Genomic DNA, 20,864 nt, shown 5'->3' with positions numbered 1-20,864 from the left:
GGGATTCTTTGACCAGCGAGGGACCACTCGCTGTTGCGCTTGAAACGGTCGGTGGAGCTGCGAACTCCTGCCGGCCGTTTCGCGTATCCGGGGCTGCGTGCCCGGCATCGGCTGGGTGGACGATTCACTGTGGCCTCCGTGTCTTTTGGGATGGTCCGCGACCAATGGGCGGATTCTTCCGGAAGTAGGCGAGGAAGGGCTTCAGCGGCATGGTCTTGGCGTTGCCCATCTGCCCGTACGGGTAGGTGCGGCCCTCGCCGAACGGCCAGTTCTTGCGCGTACGGGCGATGTAGCGCAGACCATCGCCGGTGATGCTGTCGACGATCCCCTCATCGACCAGCAGCTGGGCGCCGCTGGTGAAGGTGACAACGGGCTCTGATCTGGGGCGGCTGGGGGTCACTGAGGGCCCCCGTTTCCGGCCCGATTACTTCGATGTCCCCGAAGGGCGGGTACGCTCACGAAGGACGGCCTTCCTTTAGGTAGGTGGTTCGTCAATGCCGGCGAAGCTGCGATGCATCCAGGTAGCGCCGGTATCCAGGACGGGCGGCCGGTCTCCACACCGGTCGTCCGTCCGCGCGAGCTTTTTACGGCGGTCCGCGCATGCTCGTCCTCCCCATCACGCCGCCAACTCCTTGATCGCCTGCACCGTCTCCTCCGCCGCCCGGTTGCCCTGGAACCGCGGGGCAGACAGCATGCTCGCCAGACGATCAGCGCGCTTGATGATCCAGGAAATCTGCTCCTCCAGCGGCAGCGACAGGATCGGCGCGATGGCCTCCGCCGCTCCTTCCACGTCGCCGAGCTGGACGCGGGCCGTGGCCAGGTAGACGTGCGCGAGGCGCTCGTCGTCCAGCGACCGTTCGTCGTCGGGGCCGGCCTGCCACATGCCGATCGCCGCGGTGGCCTCACGGGCTGCGCGCTCGGCGTCGTGCCCGCCGTCCAGCCAGATCAGCGAAGACCCGGCGTAGTACGACTGCTTGGCCGCGGAGAACCCGAAGAGTCCACCGAGGCTGTCCGGCCTGCGGATCCGTTCGCGCGCGACCTCCGCGCCATCCAGAGCGGCGTTCGCCGCCTGTGAGTCGCCGAGATTCGCCAGGCACTGCGCCTCGCCGCACCGGAGCCGGGCCTCGCCCGTCCCCGTCCCGGACCCCACGTGCTGATAGCCGTCCCGGATCGCGTCCAGCGCCAGCCCGTAATCGCCCATGAACCGGCAGATCAGCGAGCGCGTACCAGCCACCCAGGCCGCCAGTTCCGCGTCCCCGGCGTACTCCGCGCACCGAGCAGCAGCCGCCACGTGATGCAGGGCCTCCTGCGGGTCGCCCATGTCCAGCAGCGCGTATGCCAGCACGCCGGACAGCTGCCCGGCCGTGACGTACAGGTCCGAACGGTCCTGCGGCCGGTGATGCCCGGACCGGATCCTCTCGGCTGCCTCGGCCCGCAGTGCGTGCGCGCGGTCCATCATCGGCGCCGGGGGAGTGCCCAGGTAGTCCACCGCGGTCGCCTCGACGCCAGCATGCAGCTCGCTGATGTCCAGGTCGGCCATGGCGCACAGGTCCCGCGATATGGCGAGCGCCGCCGCACGGGTTCGGTGCGTTGCTGCGTCGCGCCGGCGGATCGCGTCTTCCTTCTCCCACGCCTTGTACAGCTCTCCGTCCGCGTTGAGGGCGACGTCCACCGCGGCCGCGAACGGCTCCGTAGCGGTGCGTCGTCCGCTCTCCGCGTGGGCGAAGTAGGTGCGGTCGTAGCCCGTCCGCGTGGACAGATCGGCCAGTGACAACCCCGCCTCAAGGCGGCGGGCGCGAAGCTGCTCTGGGAAGGTCGGCATGGTGGCGAGTGTTCCTCCTCTCCGTCTTGCGTGGTGCCGGGTTTGGGGCATCTGCCCGACCTGATCTGTTGACAGATTCCGTTCTGGCGATCTGTCAACAGCTAGCGCTGCTCCTGGGGTACGGACCGGTGCTGGCATGGAAGGCGTGATCGTTCAACGTCTTCCTGGGGGGCCGTAATGGGGCTACGACTCGTCGCTCTGCCGGCGTTCGATTCGCTTCGCGTGGTGCACACCGTGCTGAGGTTCGCGAGCCTCGAAGAACTCCTTCACCGGCTCCCATGGCAGGAAGTAGTACCGGCCGACCTTCTGCCAGTCCTCCTGCGGGATCGGGAAGTCGGGGTCCTTGTGGGCGATCTGACTGACCCGCTGCTTGCTCAGCTTCACGCGTCTGGCGATCTCAGCGAGCGTGACCATCTCGGGGGGCCTCCTCTCTTCAGCTTCCTTGCTTGCTTCATCCCCAACATTACCCATGATGTTGACCCAAGTCTATATCAGTGCTCTACTGGATACAGCGCGACCCCGGGCCAGCAAAGCCGGACCGGGGTCGTGTGTCCCCAACGGTGCTCCAACACCAGAAGGGACGTGAACCGTCCTACCTGCCGATACAGGAGGTCGATCCGTATGAAGGGTCGCACAGGTACCCACGTCAACACCATTGGCCAGCGCTCGGCGCGCCCGGTGGTCCCGATCCGCAACCAGGCCGACGAGCTGCTCGTTGAGCACGCTGCCGCGTTCGCTCGCCTCGTCCACGCCGCCCTCGACGCCGCCCCGGACGGGGACCTCGGCGACCCGGCCGCAGTCCACGCCATCAGCGACCCGGACACCGGGAACCTGATCGGCGGCGGACAGCTCCCCGACCACGTCGTCCGCACCCTGACCGCCGTGTACCGCGAGGCCGCAGGCCGGCTGGCCGGCGACGACGACCTGACCGCGGTCATGGACGCCGTGTTCCCCCCGGCCCCGCGGCTCGTCGCCGTCGGCGGTGCGTGATGGCGGAGATCTACAACCAGCTCGGCGACGCCGCCACCATCACCCTCGTCGGCCTCGCCCTCATCCTCCGCGACGACTTCCGCCTCCCGGCCTGGACCATCGCCATCCCCGGCGGGTTCTACACCCTCCGCTGGATGGCCCTCGACAACACCACCAACGCCGTCACCAGCGCCCTCCTCGCCGCGATCGCGGTCACCGTCCTCACCTGGATCAGCCGCCAGTCGAAGACGGAGGACGCGCGATGACCGCCGCCGCCACCCCCGAGCCGGACCCGCAGCTCATCGCCGAAATCGACACCTACTTCCACACCGACGTCGACTACGACGCCATCGCCCTCGAAGTCATGGACCAGGCCACCAACCCCGACGCCGCCTTCGCCGCGATGGTGTCCTTCGCCCCGGCCCTCGGCCTCACCGAGGAAGGCGACCTGTGATGGCCACCTACACCGCCACCCCCGTCACCGAAGAAATGCGGGACCACGCCGCGCTCCTCGCCTCCTTCCACCCCGCCTTCGCGAAGGTCTCCGAAGGACTCATGGAGATCGCCGAGCAGGAGTGGACCGCCGACCAGACCAGCACCGCGATCGCCCTCATCGGCGGCGTCAACGACGGCGTCGATGACCTCCTGGCCCTCATCGCCGCAGTGGCGCGGCGCCTCGGCGACCCGGCCACCAACCCTGCCCTCCGCGACCTCACCCCGAGCCGGGCCCACGCGGTCCGGTCCCTGACCCGGCAGTACGAGGCGTACGACCGGGACTTCGCGCCCCGCAGTCTCCTCGCGGAGGCCGCAGCCGCAGCCGACCTGGACTGCCCCCACCCCACCGACCACGCATAGGAGGCACCGTGTCCCGCTACCTCGAAGAAGCCGCCGCCCTGCTCCGGAAGTCCGCCCAGGTCGTCGAGAAGAAGGCCGCGCAGGCGCAGTACGGAGACAGCTACAACGACCAGCGGATCGCCGTCGCTCGGGAGTTCGCGACGCTCGCCGCGATCGACGAGGGCCTCCTGCCCGCCGAAATCGTCCAGGACGTCCTCCGCGCTATCACCGACCGCGCCGCCTGACCGCCCACTGACCGCCCACTGACCGGGGCCCGGTCGAGCCGACAGGCCGGGCCCCACCACCCCACCGCACCGAAGGAGACCCATGTCCCGCACCCGAGCACAGCAGGCCGCCGAACACGAAGACCTCGCCATCGAGGCCACCCGCCGCGCCGCCAACGTCACCAGCACCAACGACCGCGAAGCCACCGCCTCCGCCAAGCACTACCAGGACCGCGCCCAGCACCACACCGCCCTCGCCCGAGCCCTCCGCAGCTAACCACCCCACCCCGCGGGGCCCGGAAGCCGACACCGGGCCCCGCACCCCGAACCCGAAAGGACACCGCCGCCCATGCTTTCCCAGATGCTGCACGCGGTCGCGCAGGTGCCCGGAGAAGCATGGGCCGTCCTGCTCGCCCTGCTCACCCTCACCTTCGGCTACCGAATCGCAAAGACCCGCAGCCACACCGACCGCAAGAAGCCCCACGACGCCAAGAAGCGCCGCGCCCGCACCGGCTTCCTCGGCATGGGCCTCGTCGTCGCCGCCGGCCTCGCCCTCTCCACCAACACCTCCTCCCGCTTCGCCGAGAAGCGCCTCCACATGGACTCCCCCTGGCACATGACCGTCGGCCTCGTCCTCGAAGCCATCGTCATGGGCCTGTCCATCTACTCATGGGCCTTCAACGACAAGGGCGCCGCCCGCACCGCCTACTTCCTCGTCTTCGCCCAGGCCGTCGGCGCCACCGAGGTCGTCCGCCAGGAACACGAAGACCTCGGCACCGCACTGGTCCGCATCGTCGGCCCCGTCATGCTCGCCTACGGCCTGCACAAGCTCCTCGGCCTCGAAGCCAAGCTCGGCAAGATCGAGATCAAGTCCGACGGGATGCTAGCCCGCGCCTGGCGCGACCGAATGAAGCGCCTCGAATGCAAGCTCGGCATCGGCTCCCGCGGCGCCGACGCCGAGTCCATCAGCCGCCGCAACGCCCAGGACAAGCTCGCCACCCTCACCACTCTCGGTAAGCCCTGGTATATGAGCCAGCACCGCTACAACAAGGCCCTGATGCGCGCCGGCGACGCCTCCTTCCACGGCCTTGGCGACACCCTCGACGAGCTCGGCATCGAGCTGCGAATCACCACCCGCATCGACCGGATGCGGGCCTTCAAAAACCTCCCCGCCCGGGAGGAGACCTATGTCCTGCGCTCCCTGCGCCCCGCCAACGGCCCGCAGGGCGCACCGGAGGCCGCGCCCGACGACATCAGCGCTCTGACCAGCGAGGGCGCACCAGGGCGCACCCAGGGGCGAGGAGAAGGCGCGCCCGAGACGAACCCGGGCGAGGCGCAGGCGAACAAGGGGCACGAGGTGGGCGAAGCCGACCGGCGCACCCTCGCGTTCGACCTCTACTTCGACCTCCGCAAGACCGGCCCGGCCCCCTCACAGAACGCCTTCGAAAAGGCGTGGCGCGATGCCGGATACGGGCTGAAGACCGACGACATCCGCGCCCTGTACAAGGACGTCCACATCAAGGTCACCGGCAACAACCCGTAACCGACACACCGACCCAGGAAGGAGGCCGCAATGGACCTCGCACTCACCGATCAGACCCCGCAGACGGCGACCACGTCCGCCACACCGCTCCGCTCCAAGACCACGCGGCAGCTGGTCGACGAAGCGCTCCGCGGCCTCCCGGCGGCGCCCGTGGACCACACCGTCATTCATTCCGCCCCCAAGAGCAGGGAAGGGAAGTGCAGGAGGTGAGCGCAGAGACCATTAACCCGGTTGAGTCTGGCTTTTCACTCACACCCTCGGACGCTACTGCGAGTGACGTTGGCGGCGGCGGGGCGGGGCGGGGCGGAAGCGAAAACGGCTCAGGAAGCCCCCTCGTGGTCGTTCAGCAGTCCCGCGGAGCCGCCCCGCCCCGCCCCGCCCCGCGCCAATCTCGTGACAACACGGACAACTCGCTGCGAAACGGATACGCCGCGATCTCACACAGCGTGAGCGGCGAAACGGCCGCAATCGGCCTCGGATTCCTCCTCGCCGGCCCCGCCGGCGCCATCATCGGAGGCGCTGCGCTGCCCGTCCTGGCTGCCGCCTCGATGTGGCGCGCACGACGCCACGAGCACAACGAGAACACCAACAGCGGGGCCACAGGGACCGACCGCAACGCCCTCGGCCGGGACCGCTCTGGCTCGGGTTCCGGTGGCGGCCGAGGGCGTGACAACGGCGCCGGCGGCGGTGGGGGGCGACACCGCTCACCGAACGGCTCGGGCGGCGGCCAGCACAAGACGCCGAAGGGCCCCAAGACCGGCAACGGGAACGGCGCCAGCGGCGGCACGAACCGGAAGCCGAAGGTGAAGGACCCGGTCGCTGACAAGCTCGGGAAGGCCGGCAAGGGACTCGCCGACAAGTTCAAGAACCGCGACAAGAACGGCCCTAAGAACAAGACCCCGAAAGACTCCAAGACCAGCGACGACAAGGCTGGAAAAGGGCCGAAGGGGTCGAAGGACGACAAGACCCCGAAGGGCGGCACGAAGGATGGCGGTGACCCGAAGGGCCTGAAGAACAGGCTGAAGGACGGCCTGAAGCTGAAGGACCGGGGCAAGCAGCCGAGCAGCGAGCGCCCGTGGCGCGACCGAGACGACAAGCCGAAGAAGGACCGGAAAGGCAAGGGCAGCGACGACACCTCATCGAGCACCGCCCGTGACGGTCTCGCCCCTACAGCCCCGAAGGGCGGCGGTGGCTCCGAGGACGAGATCGTCGACGCCGAGCTCGTCGACGACGACCTGACCCCGAAGCCCAGCAGCCCTCCCAGCGACGTCATCGACGGTGAAGTGGTCGACGAAGACCGAATCGCCCTCGTCCGAGCCAAGCGCGAAAAAGACAAGCGCCGCGCCGCCGTGACCGCCGGAAAACAAGCAGCGGAGAAGGCAGCCCGCGACGGCGACATGGGCGACCCGAACAAGGTGAAAGCCAAGGTCATCCGCCAGAAGAACCACCTGATCGACCTCGAAATCCACCACGAAGACCACCTCATCGCCCTGACCAAGGCAGCCGAGACTCCGAGGAGCACCCCCGTGAACTACCCCGCCATCCAAGCCGCCCCGGCAGGCACCCGCACCGCCGGAGTCACCGTCGCACGACAGATCGACGTTCGAGGCACCACCGCCTACGCGATCCTCCGCGCCATGGCCGACCAGCTCGCCCACGGGCTCCACAGCGACGAAGACGCCGACATGGGCGACCACATCGTCGAACTCACCGGCATCCCGAACATGTGCAAGAACCTCAGCCTGGCCGTACAGGAAGCCGGGCGGGCCCTGGCACGAACCGCACCCCTGCACCCGTCAGTGATCAAGCACCTCAATAACGCTTCCGTTTCCGCCCGCACCGCCGGCGTGATGGCGGAGAACATCATGGTCGTTTTCGTTCAGGCGCACCGGGAAGACATCGTCCGGGTACTCGACCCGCGCATCGGCGAGGAGCGGTGGAACATCCGCAACGCGCCCGGCACCCTCGACGCCGCGAAGCTGCGCGCCGCGATCGCCTCAGCGCACACCGCGCGCCTCGCCCTGCCGGGCGGCAGCGCACCCAGCCAGGGCGGCTCGAAGCTCGTGCCCGCCTCCGACGGCAGCACCCGCAAGCTCATCGACCTCATGAAGAACTTCAAGCGCGGCCACATGGTCAACGTCCTGTCCGAAGTCGCCGGCAGCGCCTCCGGTATCGACGCCGTCGCCGACTCGATCACCAAGCTGTACCGGCGCATGCAGAACACCTGGCCGACCGAGAACGTCGTCGACGAAACCGTCGCCCGGACCGCCGGCCAGGTGCACCGCGTCTCCGACGAGCTCCACAAAGCCATCAAGGCCGCCCAGAAGGCCCACCAGCGCGAACTGCGCTTGAACGCGAAGGGCCGCGCCGGCAAGGGCGCGCGGGTCGACCGCAAGTGGGACGTCGTCGGCCGACCGTCGTCCTCGAACTGATCGAAGGGAGGAACACATCATGTCCAGTGCAGACCTGCCAGTCACCCTGACCGACAAGCCGAAGCGGTGGGACTTCAGCCGTGACGCAGTCAGCCCCGGCCGCCTCGTCGCCTGGGGCAGCGAGCTCGCCGTCGCCTCCGCGCTCCTCGCCCCCCTCGCAGACATCCCGTGGGAAGCCGGAGCCGGAGCCGGTGTCATCTGCACCGGTGCGGCCGTCATCTACGAGAAGGCCCGCGGCTCCTGGCGGCGCGTCATGGGCGCCCGTGCCGCCTCATGGCTCGCCACCACCGGATGGCTCTCCTACACCCTCGCCGAAGGCCCCACCCTCCTCACGATGTGCTTCGGCGGGGCTATCTGGGCCACCGGAGCGGCCGTCAATATCGGCATGGACCGGTGGGGCGAGGAGACCCGGGCAGCCGAGAAGGAACTCGACCGGCAGCTCGAACAGGGCGAGAAGATCAAGAACGCGCAGGACTCCTGGGCGAAACTCCTCGAAGACGTCTGCGGCATCGAAGGAGCCATCGCCGACCCGGTCGTCGACCGGTGGACCAGCGGCGCCGGCGAAACCGTGAAGATCACACTTCCGGCGCACATGAACATCGATGCCCTCCGCGGATACGAAGCAGCCCTCGCCGGCGCACTCCACCTCCCCAAAGGCGGCGGCGTGTCCTTCAACGCCGGCGGGCCCACCGTGCCCCGCAACGTCGTGTTCATCGCTATCACCAGGAAAAACATGATGTCCGGGGCGATCCCGTACCCGAAGCTGACCCCGACCACGATCAACAAGCCCGTCGGGTTCGGTGTCATCGGAAACGGCGACGAAGCCAGCCTGAACCTCAAGGACGAGGGCTTCATCGCGATCGGCGCCCAGGGATCCGGCAAGACGGCCCTGATGAAGACCCTCGGCCTCGGCCTGGTCCGCTGCGTCGACGCGATCGTCATCGACCTCGACACCTCAGCGAAGATGTCCGCCGTCTTCGTGAACCCCTACCTCCGGTACGGCATCGGCCGACCCCTCATCGACTGGCCAGCCACCACCGAAGACGAATGCCGCCTCGTCATCCAGGCCGCGAAGGCAGCCATCGCCGCCCGCAAGACCGAGTACGCCGACCTCCTGGAAGACGAAGACGTCGACAACCTGCCCGCCCGCCCCGACATCCCCGCCATCCACATCCGAGTCGACGAGACCAAGAGCATGCCGGACGACGTCCTCGAAGGCATCGACTTCATCATCGAGGAAGGCCGCAGCGTCAACGTCCGCGTGTCCAACACCGGGCTCCGCGCGACCCGCGAGTACATCACCGGCACCATGGACGAGCTCACCCCCGGCCGCATCGGCCTGCGCACGAACAACTCTTCCGAGCTCCAGATGCTGTTCCCCGACTCCGGCGCCCCCGACATGGCGATCTTCACCGACCCGGGCACCGTCGCCTACATGTCCACAACGAAGGGACCCTTCCAGCCGACCCCCGCCAAGGCGTACGCCACCATGGCCGAAGCCTTCCAAGAGGGTTCCGAGGACTACCAGCGGATGCAGTCCCTGTTCATGGACGCCGCCCGCGAACTCTCTCCGATCCGCCCCGAAATGGACGAGATCACTGCACGGGCCATGGGCCTCGCCTGGACGCAGCGCTGGGCAAGGATCATCCCGAACCTCCGCGGCGACGCCTACGGCAACGTCACCGCCGACCGCATGCACGAGTCCGTCTGGGAGCTCTACAACACCTGGGACACCCCCGCCTCCTACGACCTCCTGCTCGGCCGCGCCACCAACGACGAGGGATACGCGATCAGCCCACCGTCCTCCGGGAAAAGCGCGGACATCCCCCGCCTCACCGAAGCCCTGATCGACGAGGACGCCTTGGAGCGCGCCGCCCAGCAGGAAGCCGCAATCGAACTCGCGAAGTCATCACCCCGCCCCAAGTCCCACGACGACCTCGCCGTCGAGCTCTTCGCCGCGCAGGGAGGACCGGCCAAACCGTCCGAGGTGTACCCCCTGATGGTCCGGGCCGGCTACGAAAAGTCCGGCCGGACCTTCCGTGACCTCTGCGCGAAACTCGGCCTGCAAGACCGGCTCATTAAGGGCGATGATGGAACCTACGCGGCCCCTGAAAGCGGTGAGGTTCCCCATGCACCCGGACGAGTTCCCGGACCTGAAGATGACGCCCATGGACGAAGCGATGCTCCACATGACTGAGTTGATCAACGGTCTGAAGAAGGCCGGGCTCAGCGAAGACTCCGCGGTTCGCTTCGCCGCCATCTACTTCAACGAGCAGTCCCGCAACGAGCCCGACGACGACTGACACAGCACACGACCAGGAATGCCCCCGGGTCGTACCCGGGGGCTTTTTCTGTCCGCAGCCCCGCCACCCGCCGCGTAAGGAAGAAACCCTCCATGAACGTCCACCTGACCGACCCTCAGCAGCCCCACACGACCTCCACCAGCCAGCCCGACCTCACCGACCAGGCTCGAGACCTGGTGGACGCCGTCGAAGACGCCCTGCGCATCCCCACGTTCTACCGCGACCCCAGCCCCCGCCCGGCCATCGGCGCAACCCCGCCCGTACCCCAGCCCGGCCGGCCCCCCATGAGCCAGAAGGCGACCGACGCCAGCGCCCTCATGCTCTCCGGCAGCGTCCTCACCGCCGTCGTTGGAGGCTCCGCCACAGCCGTCCTCTGGGCCTCCGGATACGCCGACCCCGCCGTCGTCGGCCTCATCTGCGCCGCCCCCGTCGCGCTCGCCGTCCCCGTCCTGGCGCTCAGCCGACTCGTGAAGCGCGCCAAGGAAGCCGAGCCGCCCGTGCACCACCACCACTACAACGGTGCCGTCATCCACCAGGACCAGCGGAGCGTCAGCAGCAAGACCAGCGGCGTCTGGGCCAAGACCCGCAACGAACTGCCCCGCTAACTGGAGAACCCGTGAACCTCAACCTCTGCGCCGTCCCCACATGCACCGACGACCCATTCATCCAGCAACCGCTCCACCTCTGCCGCCAGCACGCCCTAATGGTGTCCTTATCCGTCACCGACGTCCTACACGCCAACGCACTGGCCGCCGCCACGTCCGCAGATCTGGACATTGACCGAGTCGCCGTCGCCTCAGACAGTGTGTGGTCTGAGGCGTCCCACCAGCCGGTCGTCTACTTCATGGTCAACGGTGACAGAGTCAAAATCGGCGTCAGCACTAACATCACCGCCCGCGCGGGCGCGCTCTGCCTCCGCAAAGAGAACACCGCCCTCCTTCTGCAAGGCAGCTACGACCTGGAAGGCGCCCTGCACGCCCACTTCGAAGCCGACCGCATCGGGCAGACGGAGTGGTTCGTCCTGTCGCCTCGCATCCAGGACTACATCGCACGCCGCAAGCAGGCAGACGCCGTCCTGAGGCAGCCTCAGATTTCTCCTGCCAGGACAAGCGAAGCCGACTCATCAACGGCCGGCACCGATCTACTTCCGAAGCCGCCCTCCGCTGAAGCCAAGATCCTCGACGTACTCGCATATGTCTCCAGCCCCATCGGGTCCGTGTACCTGCACAAGGACCAGATCGGCGTCCGAGCTGGCGTGCACGGTTCCACCCTCGATAACGCACTCTCTCGCCTGTCCAGGACCGGACGGATCCAGCGCAACCCCGTGGTGCGCGGCGAGTACAGCCTTGGCCCGTCCTGGCAGCCGAGCGCCGACGCGGAAGCCCCGGGGGAGTAGCAGCAGCGCACCGCACCAGCCGCACACCGCCCGCCCGCACCCCGGCGGGCGGCCCACCAACACCCACAAGTGATCACCCACCCAGCCTCATAGACTGACCCCGACCCCACCGGAAGGACCGCCGAACATGCACCCGCAACGCCTCATGGAATTCGTCGCCACAACCCTCGGAAACGCCCCCGAGGTCCAGCGAACAGAGGTGTGGCAGGAAGGCACCACCCGACCCTTCGGCGTCCAGGTCACCTTCGCCACCGGAGCCGAAATGTGGTGCGGCGTCGTAGGCGCCTCCCCGCCCGGCGGATACTCCGAGAAGCCAGTCACCGAAGCACCTCCCGCCGAGACCCCGGTCCCCGACCTCCTCCAGAACGGAAAGGTCACACCAACCTCCGCCGAGGCCTACATCGCCGCCATCCTCAACAACTCCGGCAACGCAGAAATCAAGCGGACCTACGCCTACTCCGCCGCCGACACCCCCACCGCCCACCCCGGCGTCGGCCTCGAATTCCACGACGGCGCCCGCGGCTTCCTCCCCTTCATCCACACCGCCCGCCCCGGCCAGGGCAAGGGCAACAGGGCCTTCGACCTGCAAGACGCTTTCTGACCGACGCTGCCGGGTAGCTCAGGGTGTCGCCCCACACGGGGGCGGGACCCTTCGTGCTGCCAGGAGGCGCCATGCGGATCGACCCAGCCTTAACCCAAGCCACCTGCCCCAGCTGCCAGCAGATCGTCGGCAGCCCACCCGGCCAACCCGTCACCACCCACCAGAAACCCGACGGATCCCGCGAGACGTGCCCCGGAGGCCTCGGCCAATAGCCCGGGGGAATGCACGTCGGACAAACCCGCTGACGTGCCCCACCATCAACAGTGCACGGCCTGAGCCCCTTAGTGTCCCCGCGCCGAGGAGCACCAGGCCGTGCACCCCCAACGTGCGCCCATCCCCCAGTGGCGCACCGCCCGGCAGGAGCGCACTCTCCGCCGCGGCCGGCGGCCCCGCCCTCAGGCAGGCGGGGCCGCCCCCTTCCTCACCGGTTGACCCGCAGCCACGCAATCGCCCGCTGAATCGGCAGGTTCACCGCAGCGCTGTTCCCGCGGGCGTTCAAGTTGTCCCACCCGTAGTGATCCGCCGCCTCCTCGCCCTGCCGCAGATCCCGGATCGGCTCCGCGAACCGCGCCCCATCCTCCGCCGCCAACGCCAGCCGCAGATCCCGGGCCGCACCCAGCTTCGCCTCCATGAACGCGGTGCAGTCCTCCGCGGAGCAGCCCGGCGCGGTCACCTCCTGGTACTGGGACAGCGCCTCATCCACGCCCATCACCGCCGGCGACGACACCGCAGCCGACGGGCCCGCCGACGCTTTACCCCCGCCGCCCTCCGCCCCACCCGAGCAGCCCCCGACCAGCGACAGCACCACCACAGCCGCCACCGCAACACCCGCCACACGCACACGTCTCATGCAGCGGAGGATCCCACCGCCACCAGGCACGGGGGAACGGAACGTCAGAAACCGGGGAAGATTCAACTAGGCGCGGGGCCTGCACAACGACACAAGCGGGAGCCCCGACCGCCATGCCCCACTCCAAAGCCGAAATGGCCGAAGTCGCCGAACGCCGCGCCAAGCTCATCAAGCTCCGCCGCGCCGGCCACGACTTCGACCACATCGTCAAAGTCCTCGGATACTCCTCCCGAAGCGTCGCCTCCAAAGACTTCGTCCGCGCCATCCAGGAACGCCGCGACGAGCAGGCCGCCGAAGTGTCCGCCTACCGGCAGCAGGAGAACGAACGCCTCGACGAGCTCCTGGCCGCGGTGTGGGAGAAAGCCACCCAGCCCAGCCCCGTCTTCGACAAAGAACGCAACCTCGTCGCCGAAGAGATCGACCTCCGTGCCGTCGAGACCGTCCTCAAGCTCATGGACCGCCGCGCCAAGCTCAACGGCCTCGACTCCCCAGTCCGCACCGAACTGTCCGGGCCCGACGGAGGCGCCGTCCCCCTCGGCGCCGGCTCCCTCGCCGAACTGAACAAGCTCATCGGCATCGCCGGGGAAACGGGAAACACCGACGACGAGCAGGAAACCGCCGGTGACGACAGCGGCGACTGACCTCCTCGAGGACGCCCTCCTCCAGCACTACCGCACCCTCCCGGCCGCCGAACGCCGACGCATCGCCGCAGCCGCCAGCCCCGAAGTGCGCCTCCGCCTCGCCTGGGTGGAGCGGCAGATGGCCATGGACCGCTCACCCGGCGCGCTCGCCGCGGTCCTCACAGAGGGGCGGGAGAAGCAGGCCCGGCACCTGGACCTCATCGACGGCGTGTTCCAGCGGATCGCCGCGGGAGAGCGCATGCAGGTCATGCTGACGATGCCGCCACGTCACGGAAAATCTCAGAGAGCGTCCCGGTGGGGACCGCTCTGGTACCTACGACGCAACCCAACGGGCCGCGTCATGCTCGCTTCCTACGGCGCCGACCTTGCCGACGATCACGGGCGTTGGGTACGTGACCAGCTCCGAGAGTACGGCGACACCCTCGGGGTCCGCCTCGACCCCGGCAGCCACGCTGCGAGCCGCTTCGACCTTGAGCAGCCCCGCGGCTCGTCCGTGCGCGGCGGCATGGTCACCGCAGGCGTCGGAGGCTCGCTCAACGGAAAAGGATTTTCGCTAGGCATCATCGACGACCCCTTCAAGGGCTCCGACGACGCCAACAGTCCAGCTCAGCGCCAACGCGTGTGGGATTGGTACCAGTCCGTCTTCTACACCCGCCGAGCTCCCGGTGCGTCAATAGTCTTGATCAACACGCGCTGGCATCAAGACGACCTCTCCGGGCGGATCCTCGAAACCGAGCCCGAAAACTGGACCCTCATTGACCTGCCGGCCCTCGCTCTCTCCGACACCGACCCCCTCGGCCGCTGGCCCGGTGACGCCCTCTGGCCCGAGCAATACGACGCCGAAGAACTCGCCCGCACCCACCGCGCCGTAGGCGAACGAGTCTGGTGGGCCCTCTACCAGCAACAGCCCCGACCGCTCGAAGGCGGCGTCTGGCAATGGGCCTGGATCACCGAGCACCGCATCAGCCCCACCGCATACCGCGCAGTCGACCTCACCCGCGTCGTCGTCGCCCTCGACCCCGCCGGCGGCGACAGCGCCACCAACGACGAATCCGGCATCGTCGCCGCCGGCCGCGACGGGGCAGGGGAGTACTACGTCCTCGCCGACCGCTCCGGCCGCCACGGACCCAACGACCGCGGCCGCGAAGCATGTCTCCTCGCCCTCGAACTCGACGCCGACGCCATCGTCGTCGAGACGAACTACGGAGGCGACATGGCCAAACAGGCCGTCGTCCAGGGATGGGAGCAGCTCCAGCGCGAGAACCTCACCAAGGGCCGTATGGCGCCGCGCATCATCGACGTCAACGCGAAGAAAGGCAAGAGGCTGCGGGCCGAGCCGATCGCCCAGCTGTACGAGCAGGGCCTGGTCCACCACCTGGGAGAGCTGCCGAAGCTGGAGACGCAGATGGTCACCTGGCTCCCCGGCCTCGACTCCCCGGACCGCATGGACGCCGCCGTCCACGCCCTCACCGAGCTCGCCGACCCCGCCGCAGCAGCCGTCGGCACGTCCTCGTACACCGACAGGCGCCTCTCAGGCCGCCGCTGAGCCGTTGCGCGTCACCAAGCGTGAATCTTCCTGCCCGATTTTTTCGCGGGATTAATGGGCGAAATCATGGATGACACTTTCGGAGGCCAGTTACGCACTCGGTTACTAACTTCGTGTCTCCCGGGCTACAGTGACGGAGTCGTTCCCAACGCAAGCACCCTTGCGCCAGAGGGAACAAAAAGCTGAGAGCCCCGCGGTAGCGGAGCCCTCAGCAATATGGGTGCGGTGGTCCTGGCCTGTGGGCTGGCTGCCACCGTTCGAGCGGACGCCGGTCTGGGGTTAACGGCTGCCGAGAACCTGCGCGAAGTCCAGCGCGAACTGGAACAGCGCGACGTAGAGGTTCCACAGCCCCCAGTCCGGCGGTTCGTCCCCGATCATCTTCACTCCCTTGTTCAGCTCGGGTTGTTTAGCCCAGGCCGCGTGCTCCCGGACACGTGTGCCGGAAGCGCTGGAGTGAGGACATCAAGTCGTCCGCTAGGCGTCACTCTAACCCCACCCAAAGCCCTCAGAGACCATCAATCGTGTGCTCACAGAACGTCCCTGAATGGCCGTCACCCGTACGGATGAACTAATGCGCGCATCCCCGCGCCGCGGGAACCTTTCACGCCCGTCCCCCTCTCAGGGGCAACGTCTCTGCGGTCGGCCCGTACCCTGATCAGTAGGCGCGGGGCCTGACGTGGACGGAGACCACCAGTGGGCCTCATTTCCGGCGCCCGACGCCTGCTGCGGATCGACGCCTGGTCCTACCTGGACTACAAGCCGATCTACTCCGACGCCCTCGGCATGCCCAACCGGCGCGCCTTCCCAGAGGCCCAGGCCATGTGGGTGCCGGCCGAGGACGAACGCCGCCTCGCCGCCTACAAGCTCTTCGCCGCATACGACCAGAACCAGGCCGCAGGGCTCGCCGAAGTCGGCGGGGACGTCCACGCCCGGGACCGCCGCGAGTTCGGCGACGCGTCGATGCTCATCGACACCGTCATGGCGCACGTCCTGGGCCGCGAGCAGACCATCACCGTGCCCGGCGCCGAGCACGAAGGCGATGACAACGCCGACGCCGAAGCGGCGATGGCCGCCCGCGTCCAGGAACTCCTGCGGGACTGGGCGGAGGATGAGCAGCTGCCGATGCGCCTCCAGCAGGCCGAACGCAAGGCCGTCTCGTTGGGTGATGGCGTGTACCGGCTGGCTTGGGACCGCGGCAAGAACCGGCCCACGGTCAGGGTCCACGACCCGGGCTTCTACTTCCCCGTCATCGGCGAGGACGCCGACGGCGGCGACTACCCCACCCGCGTGCACTTCGCCTGGGAGCTGCCCGAAGACCCCAAGCGCGGCCTGAAGGCGCGGATTCGCCGCATCACGTACGAGCTGGACTGGATCCGCCCCGCCACCGGCTCCGGTGTCGACCAGGCCGGCCGAGCCGTCCGCGCCCCGCTGCCCGGCGTCCTGCCCGACGACGCGGCCGAGGGCGAGCAGCCCCCGCCGCCGCTGACCCGCGGCGACTTCCTCAACCCCGACAGCGGCGCCATCTCCCGCCAGTACGCCTGGAACGACGAGCCCAGCTACGTCACCTGCTACCTCACCGACGCCACCTGGAACCTCGGCGACATCAAGGGCCCCTGCGACGTCGACTCCCTCCCACTGGACGTGGCCACCTTCGCCACCCGCGGCGACGGCGAAGTCCTCGACCACCTGGACCTACTGATCGACTTCGTGCCAGTCGTCCACCTCCCCAACACCGTGCCCCCGGCAGAGGAGCACTGGGGCCAGTCCAGCCTCGCCAAGGTGCTGCAGGTCCTCGACGAGCTCGCCGGCACCGACACCGACTCCTCCCGGGCCTCCGCCACCACCGGCTCCCCGATGGTCGGCATCTGGGGCAAGGCCGCCACCGGCAGTAATTCGCAGGAAGTCGCGCCGGGCATGGTGTGGACGCTGGGGGAGGGCGGCGGCATGGTCGCCGTCGACACCTCCAAGGCCCTCGCCGAACTCCGCAGCCACGTTCACGACCTCCAGGACCGGACCGCGAACGTCGCCCGCCTCCCCGCGGTCGCCCTCGGCACCATGGACCCGTCGAAGGTGCCCTCCGGCTACGCCCTCCAGCTGTCCCTCGGACCGCTGGACGCGCTCGTCTCCTCCATGCGCCTGGCCCGCGACCACAAGTACGCCCTGCTCCTCAAGATGGTGCAGCGCCTGTTCCTCGCCGGGCAGCACCCGGACTGGGTGGGCGTACAGCCGCAGCCCGCGAAGCTGTCGTTCGGCGCCTACACCCCGACCGACAAGGCGGCCGTTCTGGAGCAGGTCAGCACCGGCGTCGGCGCCGGAGTCCTCTCCCTCGAGACCGCGATCCGCATGCTCCAGGACGCCGGATTCCCCATCGAGGACGCAGCCGAGGAGATCGAGCGAATCCAGTCCCGGTCATTCGACCAGGCCAAGGCCCTCGCCGACGCCACCGGCGACAGCGGCGCCGTCGGCGACTACCTCGGCCTGGACCTCAACCCCGACCCCGTCGCGCCGACCGTTGTTCTCCCCGCAACGCCAGCCGACCAGGCCGCCCCTGACGCGCAGGCAGCCACCGACCCGAACACCACCACCGACCTGACCAGCACAAACGAGAAGCAGGGGCAGAGCAGGGGGAATGCCCCGTGACGAATGTGCCTACTCTGATCACAGGCGCGGGGCCTGACGACTCTCCTGTGGGAGGACTTGCCCTCATGCGCCGCCCCGCGCTGCACCACCCGCACCCGGCCACCACCGGCTGGTCGCACCCCTACGCCCCGAACCCCTTCACGTTCTACGCCGACGGCGGAGACGACGCCACCCCCGAAGGCGGAGCCGCCGCCGAGCCCCCCAAGCCCGCCCCACCCGCAGGCAAGGTCTTCACCCAGGACGAGGTCGCAGCACTCGCCGCCAAGGAAAAGTCCCAGGGAGAGCGGGCCGGCGCCCGCAAGGCCCTCGAGGACTTCGCCGCCGCCAACGGCTTCAAGAACGCCGACGACGCCAAGGCGTTCATCGAAGCCGCACGCCAGGCCCAGCAGGACGCCCTCTCCGAAGAGGAGAAGCGCCGAGCCGAGCTGGAGCGCCGCGAGGCCGAACTGGCCGCCCGGGAATCTGCCGCCATCGCCCGGGAACGCAACGTCAACCGCCGCGATGTCCTGGCCGGGCTCGGCGCGACCGGCGACGACCTCGACGACGCCGCAGCTCTCCTGCGCGTAGAGGACGACGCGGACGACACCGCGGTGCAGGAAGCAGCAGCCAAGCTGAAGGAGCGCCGGCCCGAGCTGTTCGGTGTCCGCCCTGCAGCGGCCGCACCGTCCAGCCTCCCGCCCGCCCCCGGCGGCGCACCCGCCGGAGGACCGCCGGCCCGGCCCGCATCCACCGGCAAGCCCGGCGACCGCGGCCGCGAGATGGCCCGCATCCGCGGCCACCTCAAGAACACCGCATAACCACAGCTTCCCGGTCACGGCCGGGCGAACGGGACCACGCCCTCTCCTCGTGGACGCGCACCACCCGGTGCCGCAGCAGCGCCGTCACCGCACGAGGAGAGAGCAGTCGTGAACGACTTCCAGCCGCTCTCCTACTCGGACAGTGTCACCGCCGACCGGCCGTGGCTCGCGTCCCTGGTAGGAGTCCAGGACACCAACACCATCACCCTCGACCTGACGAAGTTCAGCTCGGGCACCCACTACACCGCCTCCACCAGCCCGTTCCTTCAGGGCCGCAACGTCATGAAGTCCGGCATTCCGCTCGGCAAGGTCACCGCCTCCGGGCTGTACGCCCCCTACTCGGGGCCGACGTCCGAGACGCAGACCGTCACCATCAGCGGCAGCCCGACGGGCGGAACGTTCACGCTGACGTTCTCCGGGCAGACCACCAGCGCCATCGCCTACAACGCCACCGCGGCGACCGTTCAGGCCGCACTGGAGGCCCTGTCCAACATCGCCCCGGGCGACGTCACCGTCACCGGCAACGCGGGCGGCCCCTACACCGTCGTCTTCGCGGGCGCCTACCTGTCCGACGACGTCTCCCAGATGACCGCCTCCGGCTCGTTCACCGGCGGTTCCTCCCCGGCCGTCGCCGTCACCACCAACACCGCCGGCGGCGCCGCCAGCGCCTCCGACGGCACCCAGGTCCTGCACGGCTACCTCGTCGACCACATCTTCTTCAACCCCGGCTCCACCAAGGCCGCAGGCGCCCTGCTGTGGCGCGGCGAGGTCTACGCGGCCAAGCTCCCCGTCCCCATGGACCCGACGAACATCGCGTCCACCGCCCCCGGCGTCAACATCCACTACCGGTAAGGAGGAGTCCCCATGGAAGCGCTCGAGCTCCTTCTTCAGGACACCAACGCCACTGACCTCACGGTCTTCGCGCGGCAGCTGTACACCCCGGCCAACTACCGCCTGACCCGCGAGATCCTGCCCGAGCGGCAGATCCAGGGCATCCGCTTCAAGGCCGAGAGCATGAAGCGCCGCGTCAACGCCGCCAAGTTCCGGGCCTACGACGCGCCGACCGCCCTCGGGCGCCGGCAGGCCGAGCGAGTCGTCAACGAGGGCATGCTGCCCGCCCTCGGCCAGACCCTCGCCGTCTCCGAAATGGACCAGATCCTCCTCGACGTCGGCCGAGGCGCCGACACCGCCGCCTACGTCGACCTGCTCTACTCCGACGTCGAGCGGCACGTCGAGGCCATCCAGACCGCCCAGGAACTCGCCGCCGGCCAGCTCCTTGCCACCGGCGTCGTCAACCTGCCCGGCATCGGCCTCGACATCAACTGGAACGTCCCCTCGGCGAACATGCCGACCGCGGCCGTGAAGTGGGACCAGGAGGCGGCCACCCCGCTCAGCGACGAGCGCGCGTGGATCGACTACCTCGTCAACAGCGGCGCCCCCGCGCCGAAGATGGTCCTCACCTCCCGCCGGGCCCGCAGCATCCTCGCCGCCAACGCCGAATACCGGGGCGCGTTCTACGGCTCGTACTCCACCGGCACCACCCCGACCGCCACCCTCGCACCCAACGAGGTCGACGCGGTCCGCGCCCGCTACTCCCTGCCGCCCATCGTCGAATACGACGTCCAGGTCTGGGACGACGACGTCTACAAGCGCGTCATCCCCGACACCAAGTGGATCCTCGTCCCGGACGTCCCGGCGTCCCAGTGGTCGGAGACCCAGTACGGCGTCACCCGCGAGGCCGCACAGTTCACCTCCGGCACCAACCCCGCCCTGACCCGCGAAGAGGCCCCCGGCATCGTCGTGGTCACCAAGGTCGAGGACGACCCGGTGCAGATCTACACCCGCGGCGCGGCCGTCGGCATGCCCGTCCTGTACGTGCCGGACATCCACATCTCCGCAACGGTGCTCTGATCGCCATGGCCAAGCTCGCGAAGACCGTGTTCGTCACCGACCCGGAACGCGCAGGCGTCAGCGTCCGCCTCGACGCCGGCCAGGAAGTGCCCGACCACCTCGAGTCCGCGGTCACCAACCCGGACGCCTGGGAGGACGGCAAGCTCCCCACCGCCGCAAAGAAGGCCGCGGAGGAGCAGCCCAAGCCCGAACCGTCGCCCGACGGCGACGAGGGCGACAAGCCGGCCGCCAAGAAGACGGCGGCCAACCGACCGGCTCGGGGCCGGAAGTCAGCCGCCGACGAGGGCGACGGCAGCTGACACACGGGTGCGGGCCCCGGCAGGGGCGCTCAGGGCCCGCACCCACACCCCCGCCC

Annotated in this window: 24 protein-coding genes; 20 read left to right on the top strand and 4 right to left on the bottom strand. The window is 69.0% G+C overall.

Going from position 1 to position 20,864, the window contains the following annotated elements:
* Positions 1-124: 124 nt before the first annotated feature.
* The 3 genes from AB0411_RS33735 to AB0411_RS33725 all read right to left on the bottom strand — a co-directional run bounded on the left by AB0411_RS33735 (position 125) and on the right by AB0411_RS33725 (position 2,236).
* A complete protein-coding gene (locus AB0411_RS33735) occupies positions 125-400 on the bottom strand; it encodes a hypothetical protein (RefSeq protein WP_366421051.1) in 276 nt (91 codons plus the stop codon).
* A 216-nt stretch (positions 401-616) separates the two neighbouring features.
* Positions 617-1,822 carry a helix-turn-helix domain-containing protein gene (locus AB0411_RS33730; protein WP_366421050.1) on the bottom strand — a complete coding sequence of 402 codons (1,206 nt, stop codon included), beginning with the start codon at positions 1,820-1,822 and terminating at the stop codon, positions 617-619.
* Between the two features lie 183 nt (positions 1,823-2,005).
* The gene (locus AB0411_RS33725; protein WP_366421049.1) at positions 2,006-2,236 is read right to left on the bottom strand and encodes a hypothetical protein; all 231 of its coding nucleotides are present in this window, start codon (positions 2,234-2,236) and stop codon (positions 2,006-2,008) included.
* 207 nt (positions 2,237-2,443) lie between these two features.
* On the opposite strand from AB0411_RS33725, the gene AB0411_RS33720 reads away from it, so the two are divergent.
* From AB0411_RS33720 to AB0411_RS33660, 13 genes are all read left to right on the top strand, one after another.
* Entirely contained in the window at positions 2,444-2,812 is a 369-nt protein-coding gene (locus tag AB0411_RS33720; protein WP_366421048.1) for a hypothetical protein, read from the top strand.
* Positions 2,812-3,057, top strand: coding sequence for a hypothetical protein (locus AB0411_RS33715; RefSeq protein WP_366421047.1), 246 nt, complete (start codon positions 2,812-2,814; stop codon positions 3,055-3,057). Before AB0411_RS33720 ends, AB0411_RS33715 begins: the two co-directional genes overlap by 1 nt.
* Complete coding sequence (locus AB0411_RS33710; RefSeq protein WP_366421046.1) at positions 3,054-3,245, top strand: hypothetical protein; 192 nt, start codon at positions 3,054-3,056, stop codon at positions 3,243-3,245. The genes AB0411_RS33715 and AB0411_RS33710 overlap by 4 nt, the downstream gene beginning before the upstream one ends.
* Complete coding sequence (locus tag AB0411_RS33705; protein ID WP_366421045.1) at positions 3,245-3,646, top strand: hypothetical protein; 402 nt, start codon at positions 3,245-3,247, stop codon at positions 3,644-3,646. The genes AB0411_RS33710 and AB0411_RS33705 overlap by 1 nt, the downstream gene beginning before the upstream one ends.
* Positions 3,647-3,654: 8 nt before the next feature.
* The gene (locus tag AB0411_RS33700) at positions 3,655-3,870 is read left to right on the top strand and encodes a hypothetical protein (protein ID WP_366421044.1); all 216 of its coding nucleotides are present in this window, start codon (positions 3,655-3,657) and stop codon (positions 3,868-3,870) included.
* Positions 3,871-3,952: 82 nt separating this feature from the next.
* A complete protein-coding gene (locus tag AB0411_RS33695; protein WP_366421043.1) occupies positions 3,953-4,126 on the top strand; it encodes a hypothetical protein in 174 nt (57 codons plus the stop codon).
* Positions 4,127-4,198: 72 nt separating this feature from the next.
* Complete coding sequence (locus AB0411_RS33690; protein ID WP_366421042.1) at positions 4,199-5,392, top strand: hypothetical protein; 1,194 nt, start codon at positions 4,199-4,201, stop codon at positions 5,390-5,392.
* 30 nt (positions 5,393-5,422) lie between these two features.
* Positions 5,423-5,602, top strand: a complete 180-nt coding sequence (locus AB0411_RS33685; protein ID WP_366421041.1) for a hypothetical protein — start codon at positions 5,423-5,425, stop codon at positions 5,600-5,602.
* 236 nt (positions 5,603-5,838) lie between these two features.
* Positions 5,839-7,824 (top strand): hypothetical protein, encoded by a 1,986-nt coding sequence (locus tag AB0411_RS33680; RefSeq protein WP_366421040.1) that lies wholly within the window; start codon positions 5,839-5,841, stop codon positions 7,822-7,824.
* Positions 7,825-7,843: 19 nt separating this feature from the next.
* The gene (locus tag AB0411_RS33675) at positions 7,844-10,021 is read left to right on the top strand and encodes a hypothetical protein (protein WP_366421039.1); all 2,178 of its coding nucleotides are present in this window, start codon (positions 7,844-7,846) and stop codon (positions 10,019-10,021) included.
* Positions 10,022-10,219: 198 nt separating this feature from the next.
* Positions 10,220-10,732, top strand: a complete 513-nt coding sequence (locus AB0411_RS33670; RefSeq protein WP_366421038.1) for a hypothetical protein — start codon at positions 10,220-10,222, stop codon at positions 10,730-10,732.
* A gap of 11 nt (positions 10,733-10,743) precedes the next feature.
* Complete coding sequence (locus AB0411_RS33665) at positions 10,744-11,523, top strand: GIY-YIG nuclease family protein (protein ID WP_366421037.1); 780 nt, start codon at positions 10,744-10,746, stop codon at positions 11,521-11,523.
* A gap of 127 nt (positions 11,524-11,650) precedes the next feature.
* A complete protein-coding gene (locus tag AB0411_RS33660; protein ID WP_366421036.1) occupies positions 11,651-12,124 on the top strand; it encodes a hypothetical protein in 474 nt (157 codons plus the stop codon).
* A 421-nt stretch (positions 12,125-12,545) separates the two neighbouring features.
* Here the strand turns inward: AB0411_RS33660 and AB0411_RS33655 are convergent, their stop codons facing one another.
* Positions 12,546-12,974 carry a hypothetical protein gene (locus tag AB0411_RS33655; RefSeq protein WP_366421035.1) on the bottom strand — a complete coding sequence of 143 codons (429 nt, stop codon included), beginning with the start codon at positions 12,972-12,974 and terminating at the stop codon, positions 12,546-12,548.
* 113 nt (positions 12,975-13,087) lie between these two features.
* Between AB0411_RS33655 and AB0411_RS33650 the strand changes: the two genes are divergently transcribed.
* From AB0411_RS33650 to AB0411_RS33620, 7 genes are all read left to right on the top strand, one after another.
* Positions 13,088-13,615 carry a hypothetical protein gene (locus AB0411_RS33650; protein ID WP_366421034.1) on the top strand — a complete coding sequence of 176 codons (528 nt, stop codon included), beginning with the start codon at positions 13,088-13,090 and terminating at the stop codon, positions 13,613-13,615.
* Positions 13,596-15,161, top strand: coding sequence for a terminase large subunit domain-containing protein (locus tag AB0411_RS33645; protein ID WP_366421033.1), 1,566 nt, complete (start codon positions 13,596-13,598; stop codon positions 15,159-15,161). The genes AB0411_RS33650 and AB0411_RS33645 overlap by 20 nt, the downstream gene beginning before the upstream one ends.
* A gap of 693 nt (positions 15,162-15,854) precedes the next feature.
* Positions 15,855-17,801, top strand: coding sequence for a hypothetical protein (locus AB0411_RS33640; RefSeq protein WP_366421032.1), 1,947 nt, complete (start codon positions 15,855-15,857; stop codon positions 17,799-17,801).
* 65 nt (positions 17,802-17,866) lie between these two features.
* On the top strand, positions 17,867-18,598 hold the full coding sequence (locus tag AB0411_RS33635; protein WP_366421031.1) for a hypothetical protein: 732 nt from the start codon (positions 17,867-17,869) through the stop codon (positions 18,596-18,598).
* Positions 18,599-18,706: 108 nt separating this feature from the next.
* Positions 18,707-19,450, top strand: coding sequence for a hypothetical protein (locus tag AB0411_RS33630; RefSeq protein ID WP_366421030.1), 744 nt, complete (start codon positions 18,707-18,709; stop codon positions 19,448-19,450).
* A gap of 12 nt (positions 19,451-19,462) precedes the next feature.
* Positions 19,463-20,509 carry a major capsid protein gene (locus AB0411_RS33625; protein WP_366421029.1) on the top strand — a complete coding sequence of 349 codons (1,047 nt, stop codon included), beginning with the start codon at positions 19,463-19,465 and terminating at the stop codon, positions 20,507-20,509.
* 5 nt (positions 20,510-20,514) lie between these two features.
* Positions 20,515-20,808, top strand: coding sequence for a hypothetical protein (locus AB0411_RS33620; protein ID WP_366421028.1), 294 nt, complete (start codon positions 20,515-20,517; stop codon positions 20,806-20,808).
* Positions 20,809-20,864 lie beyond the last annotated feature (56 nt).

Source organism: Streptomyces angustmyceticus (assembly GCF_040701845.1).
Taxonomy (GTDB): domain Bacteria; phylum Actinomycetota; class Actinomycetes; order Streptomycetales; family Streptomycetaceae; genus Streptomyces; species Streptomyces angustmyceticus_A.
Note: the sequence above shows the minus strand (reverse complement) of the source record. Positions and strands in the feature narration are given on the sequence as shown.

What these genes read in the sequence shown, in the direction of transcription:
- AB0411_RS33685 (WP_366421041.1), top strand. Translation starts at nt 5,423, where the DNA reads ATGGACCTCGCACTCACCGATCAGACCCCGCAGACGGCGACCACGTCC.
- AB0411_RS33620 (WP_366421028.1), top strand. Translation starts at nt 20,515, where the DNA reads ATGGCCAAGCTCGCGAAGACCGTGTTCGTCACCGACCCGGAACGCGCA.
- AB0411_RS33730 (WP_366421050.1), bottom strand. Translation starts at nt 1,822, where the DNA reads ATGCCGACCTTCCCAGAGCAGCTTCGCGCCCGCCGCCTTGAGGCGGGG.
- AB0411_RS33705 (WP_366421045.1), top strand. Translation starts at nt 3,245, where the DNA reads ATGGCCACCTACACCGCCACCCCCGTCACCGAAGAAATGCGGGACCAC.
- AB0411_RS33625 (WP_366421029.1), top strand. Translation starts at nt 19,463, where the DNA reads ATGGAAGCGCTCGAGCTCCTTCTTCAGGACACCAACGCCACTGACCTC.
- AB0411_RS33660 (WP_366421036.1), top strand. Translation starts at nt 11,651, where the DNA reads ATGCACCCGCAACGCCTCATGGAATTCGTCGCCACAACCCTCGGAAAC.
- AB0411_RS33635 (WP_366421031.1), top strand. Translation starts at nt 17,867, where the DNA reads ATGCGCCGCCCCGCGCTGCACCACCCGCACCCGGCCACCACCGGCTGG.
- AB0411_RS33715 (WP_366421047.1), top strand. Translation starts at nt 2,812, where the DNA reads ATGGCGGAGATCTACAACCAGCTCGGCGACGCCGCCACCATCACCCTC.
- AB0411_RS33695 (WP_366421043.1), top strand. Translation starts at nt 3,953, where the DNA reads ATGTCCCGCACCCGAGCACAGCAGGCCGCCGAACACGAAGACCTCGCC.
- AB0411_RS33670 (WP_366421038.1), top strand. Translation starts at nt 10,220, where the DNA reads ATGAACGTCCACCTGACCGACCCTCAGCAGCCCCACACGACCTCCACC.
- AB0411_RS33720 (WP_366421048.1), top strand. Translation starts at nt 2,444, where the DNA reads ATGAAGGGTCGCACAGGTACCCACGTCAACACCATTGGCCAGCGCTCG.
- AB0411_RS33710 (WP_366421046.1), top strand. Translation starts at nt 3,054, where the DNA reads ATGACCGCCGCCGCCACCCCCGAGCCGGACCCGCAGCTCATCGCCGAA.
- AB0411_RS33675 (WP_366421039.1), top strand. Translation starts at nt 7,844, where the DNA reads ATGTCCAGTGCAGACCTGCCAGTCACCCTGACCGACAAGCCGAAGCGG.
- AB0411_RS33650 (WP_366421034.1), top strand. Translation starts at nt 13,088, where the DNA reads ATGCCCCACTCCAAAGCCGAAATGGCCGAAGTCGCCGAACGCCGCGCC.
- AB0411_RS33655 (WP_366421035.1), bottom strand. Translation starts at nt 12,974, where the DNA reads ATGAGACGTGTGCGTGTGGCGGGTGTTGCGGTGGCGGCTGTGGTGGTG.
- AB0411_RS33690 (WP_366421042.1), top strand. Translation starts at nt 4,199, where the DNA reads ATGCTTTCCCAGATGCTGCACGCGGTCGCGCAGGTGCCCGGAGAAGCA.
- AB0411_RS33725 (WP_366421049.1), bottom strand. Translation starts at nt 2,236, where the DNA reads ATGGTCACGCTCGCTGAGATCGCCAGACGCGTGAAGCTGAGCAAGCAG.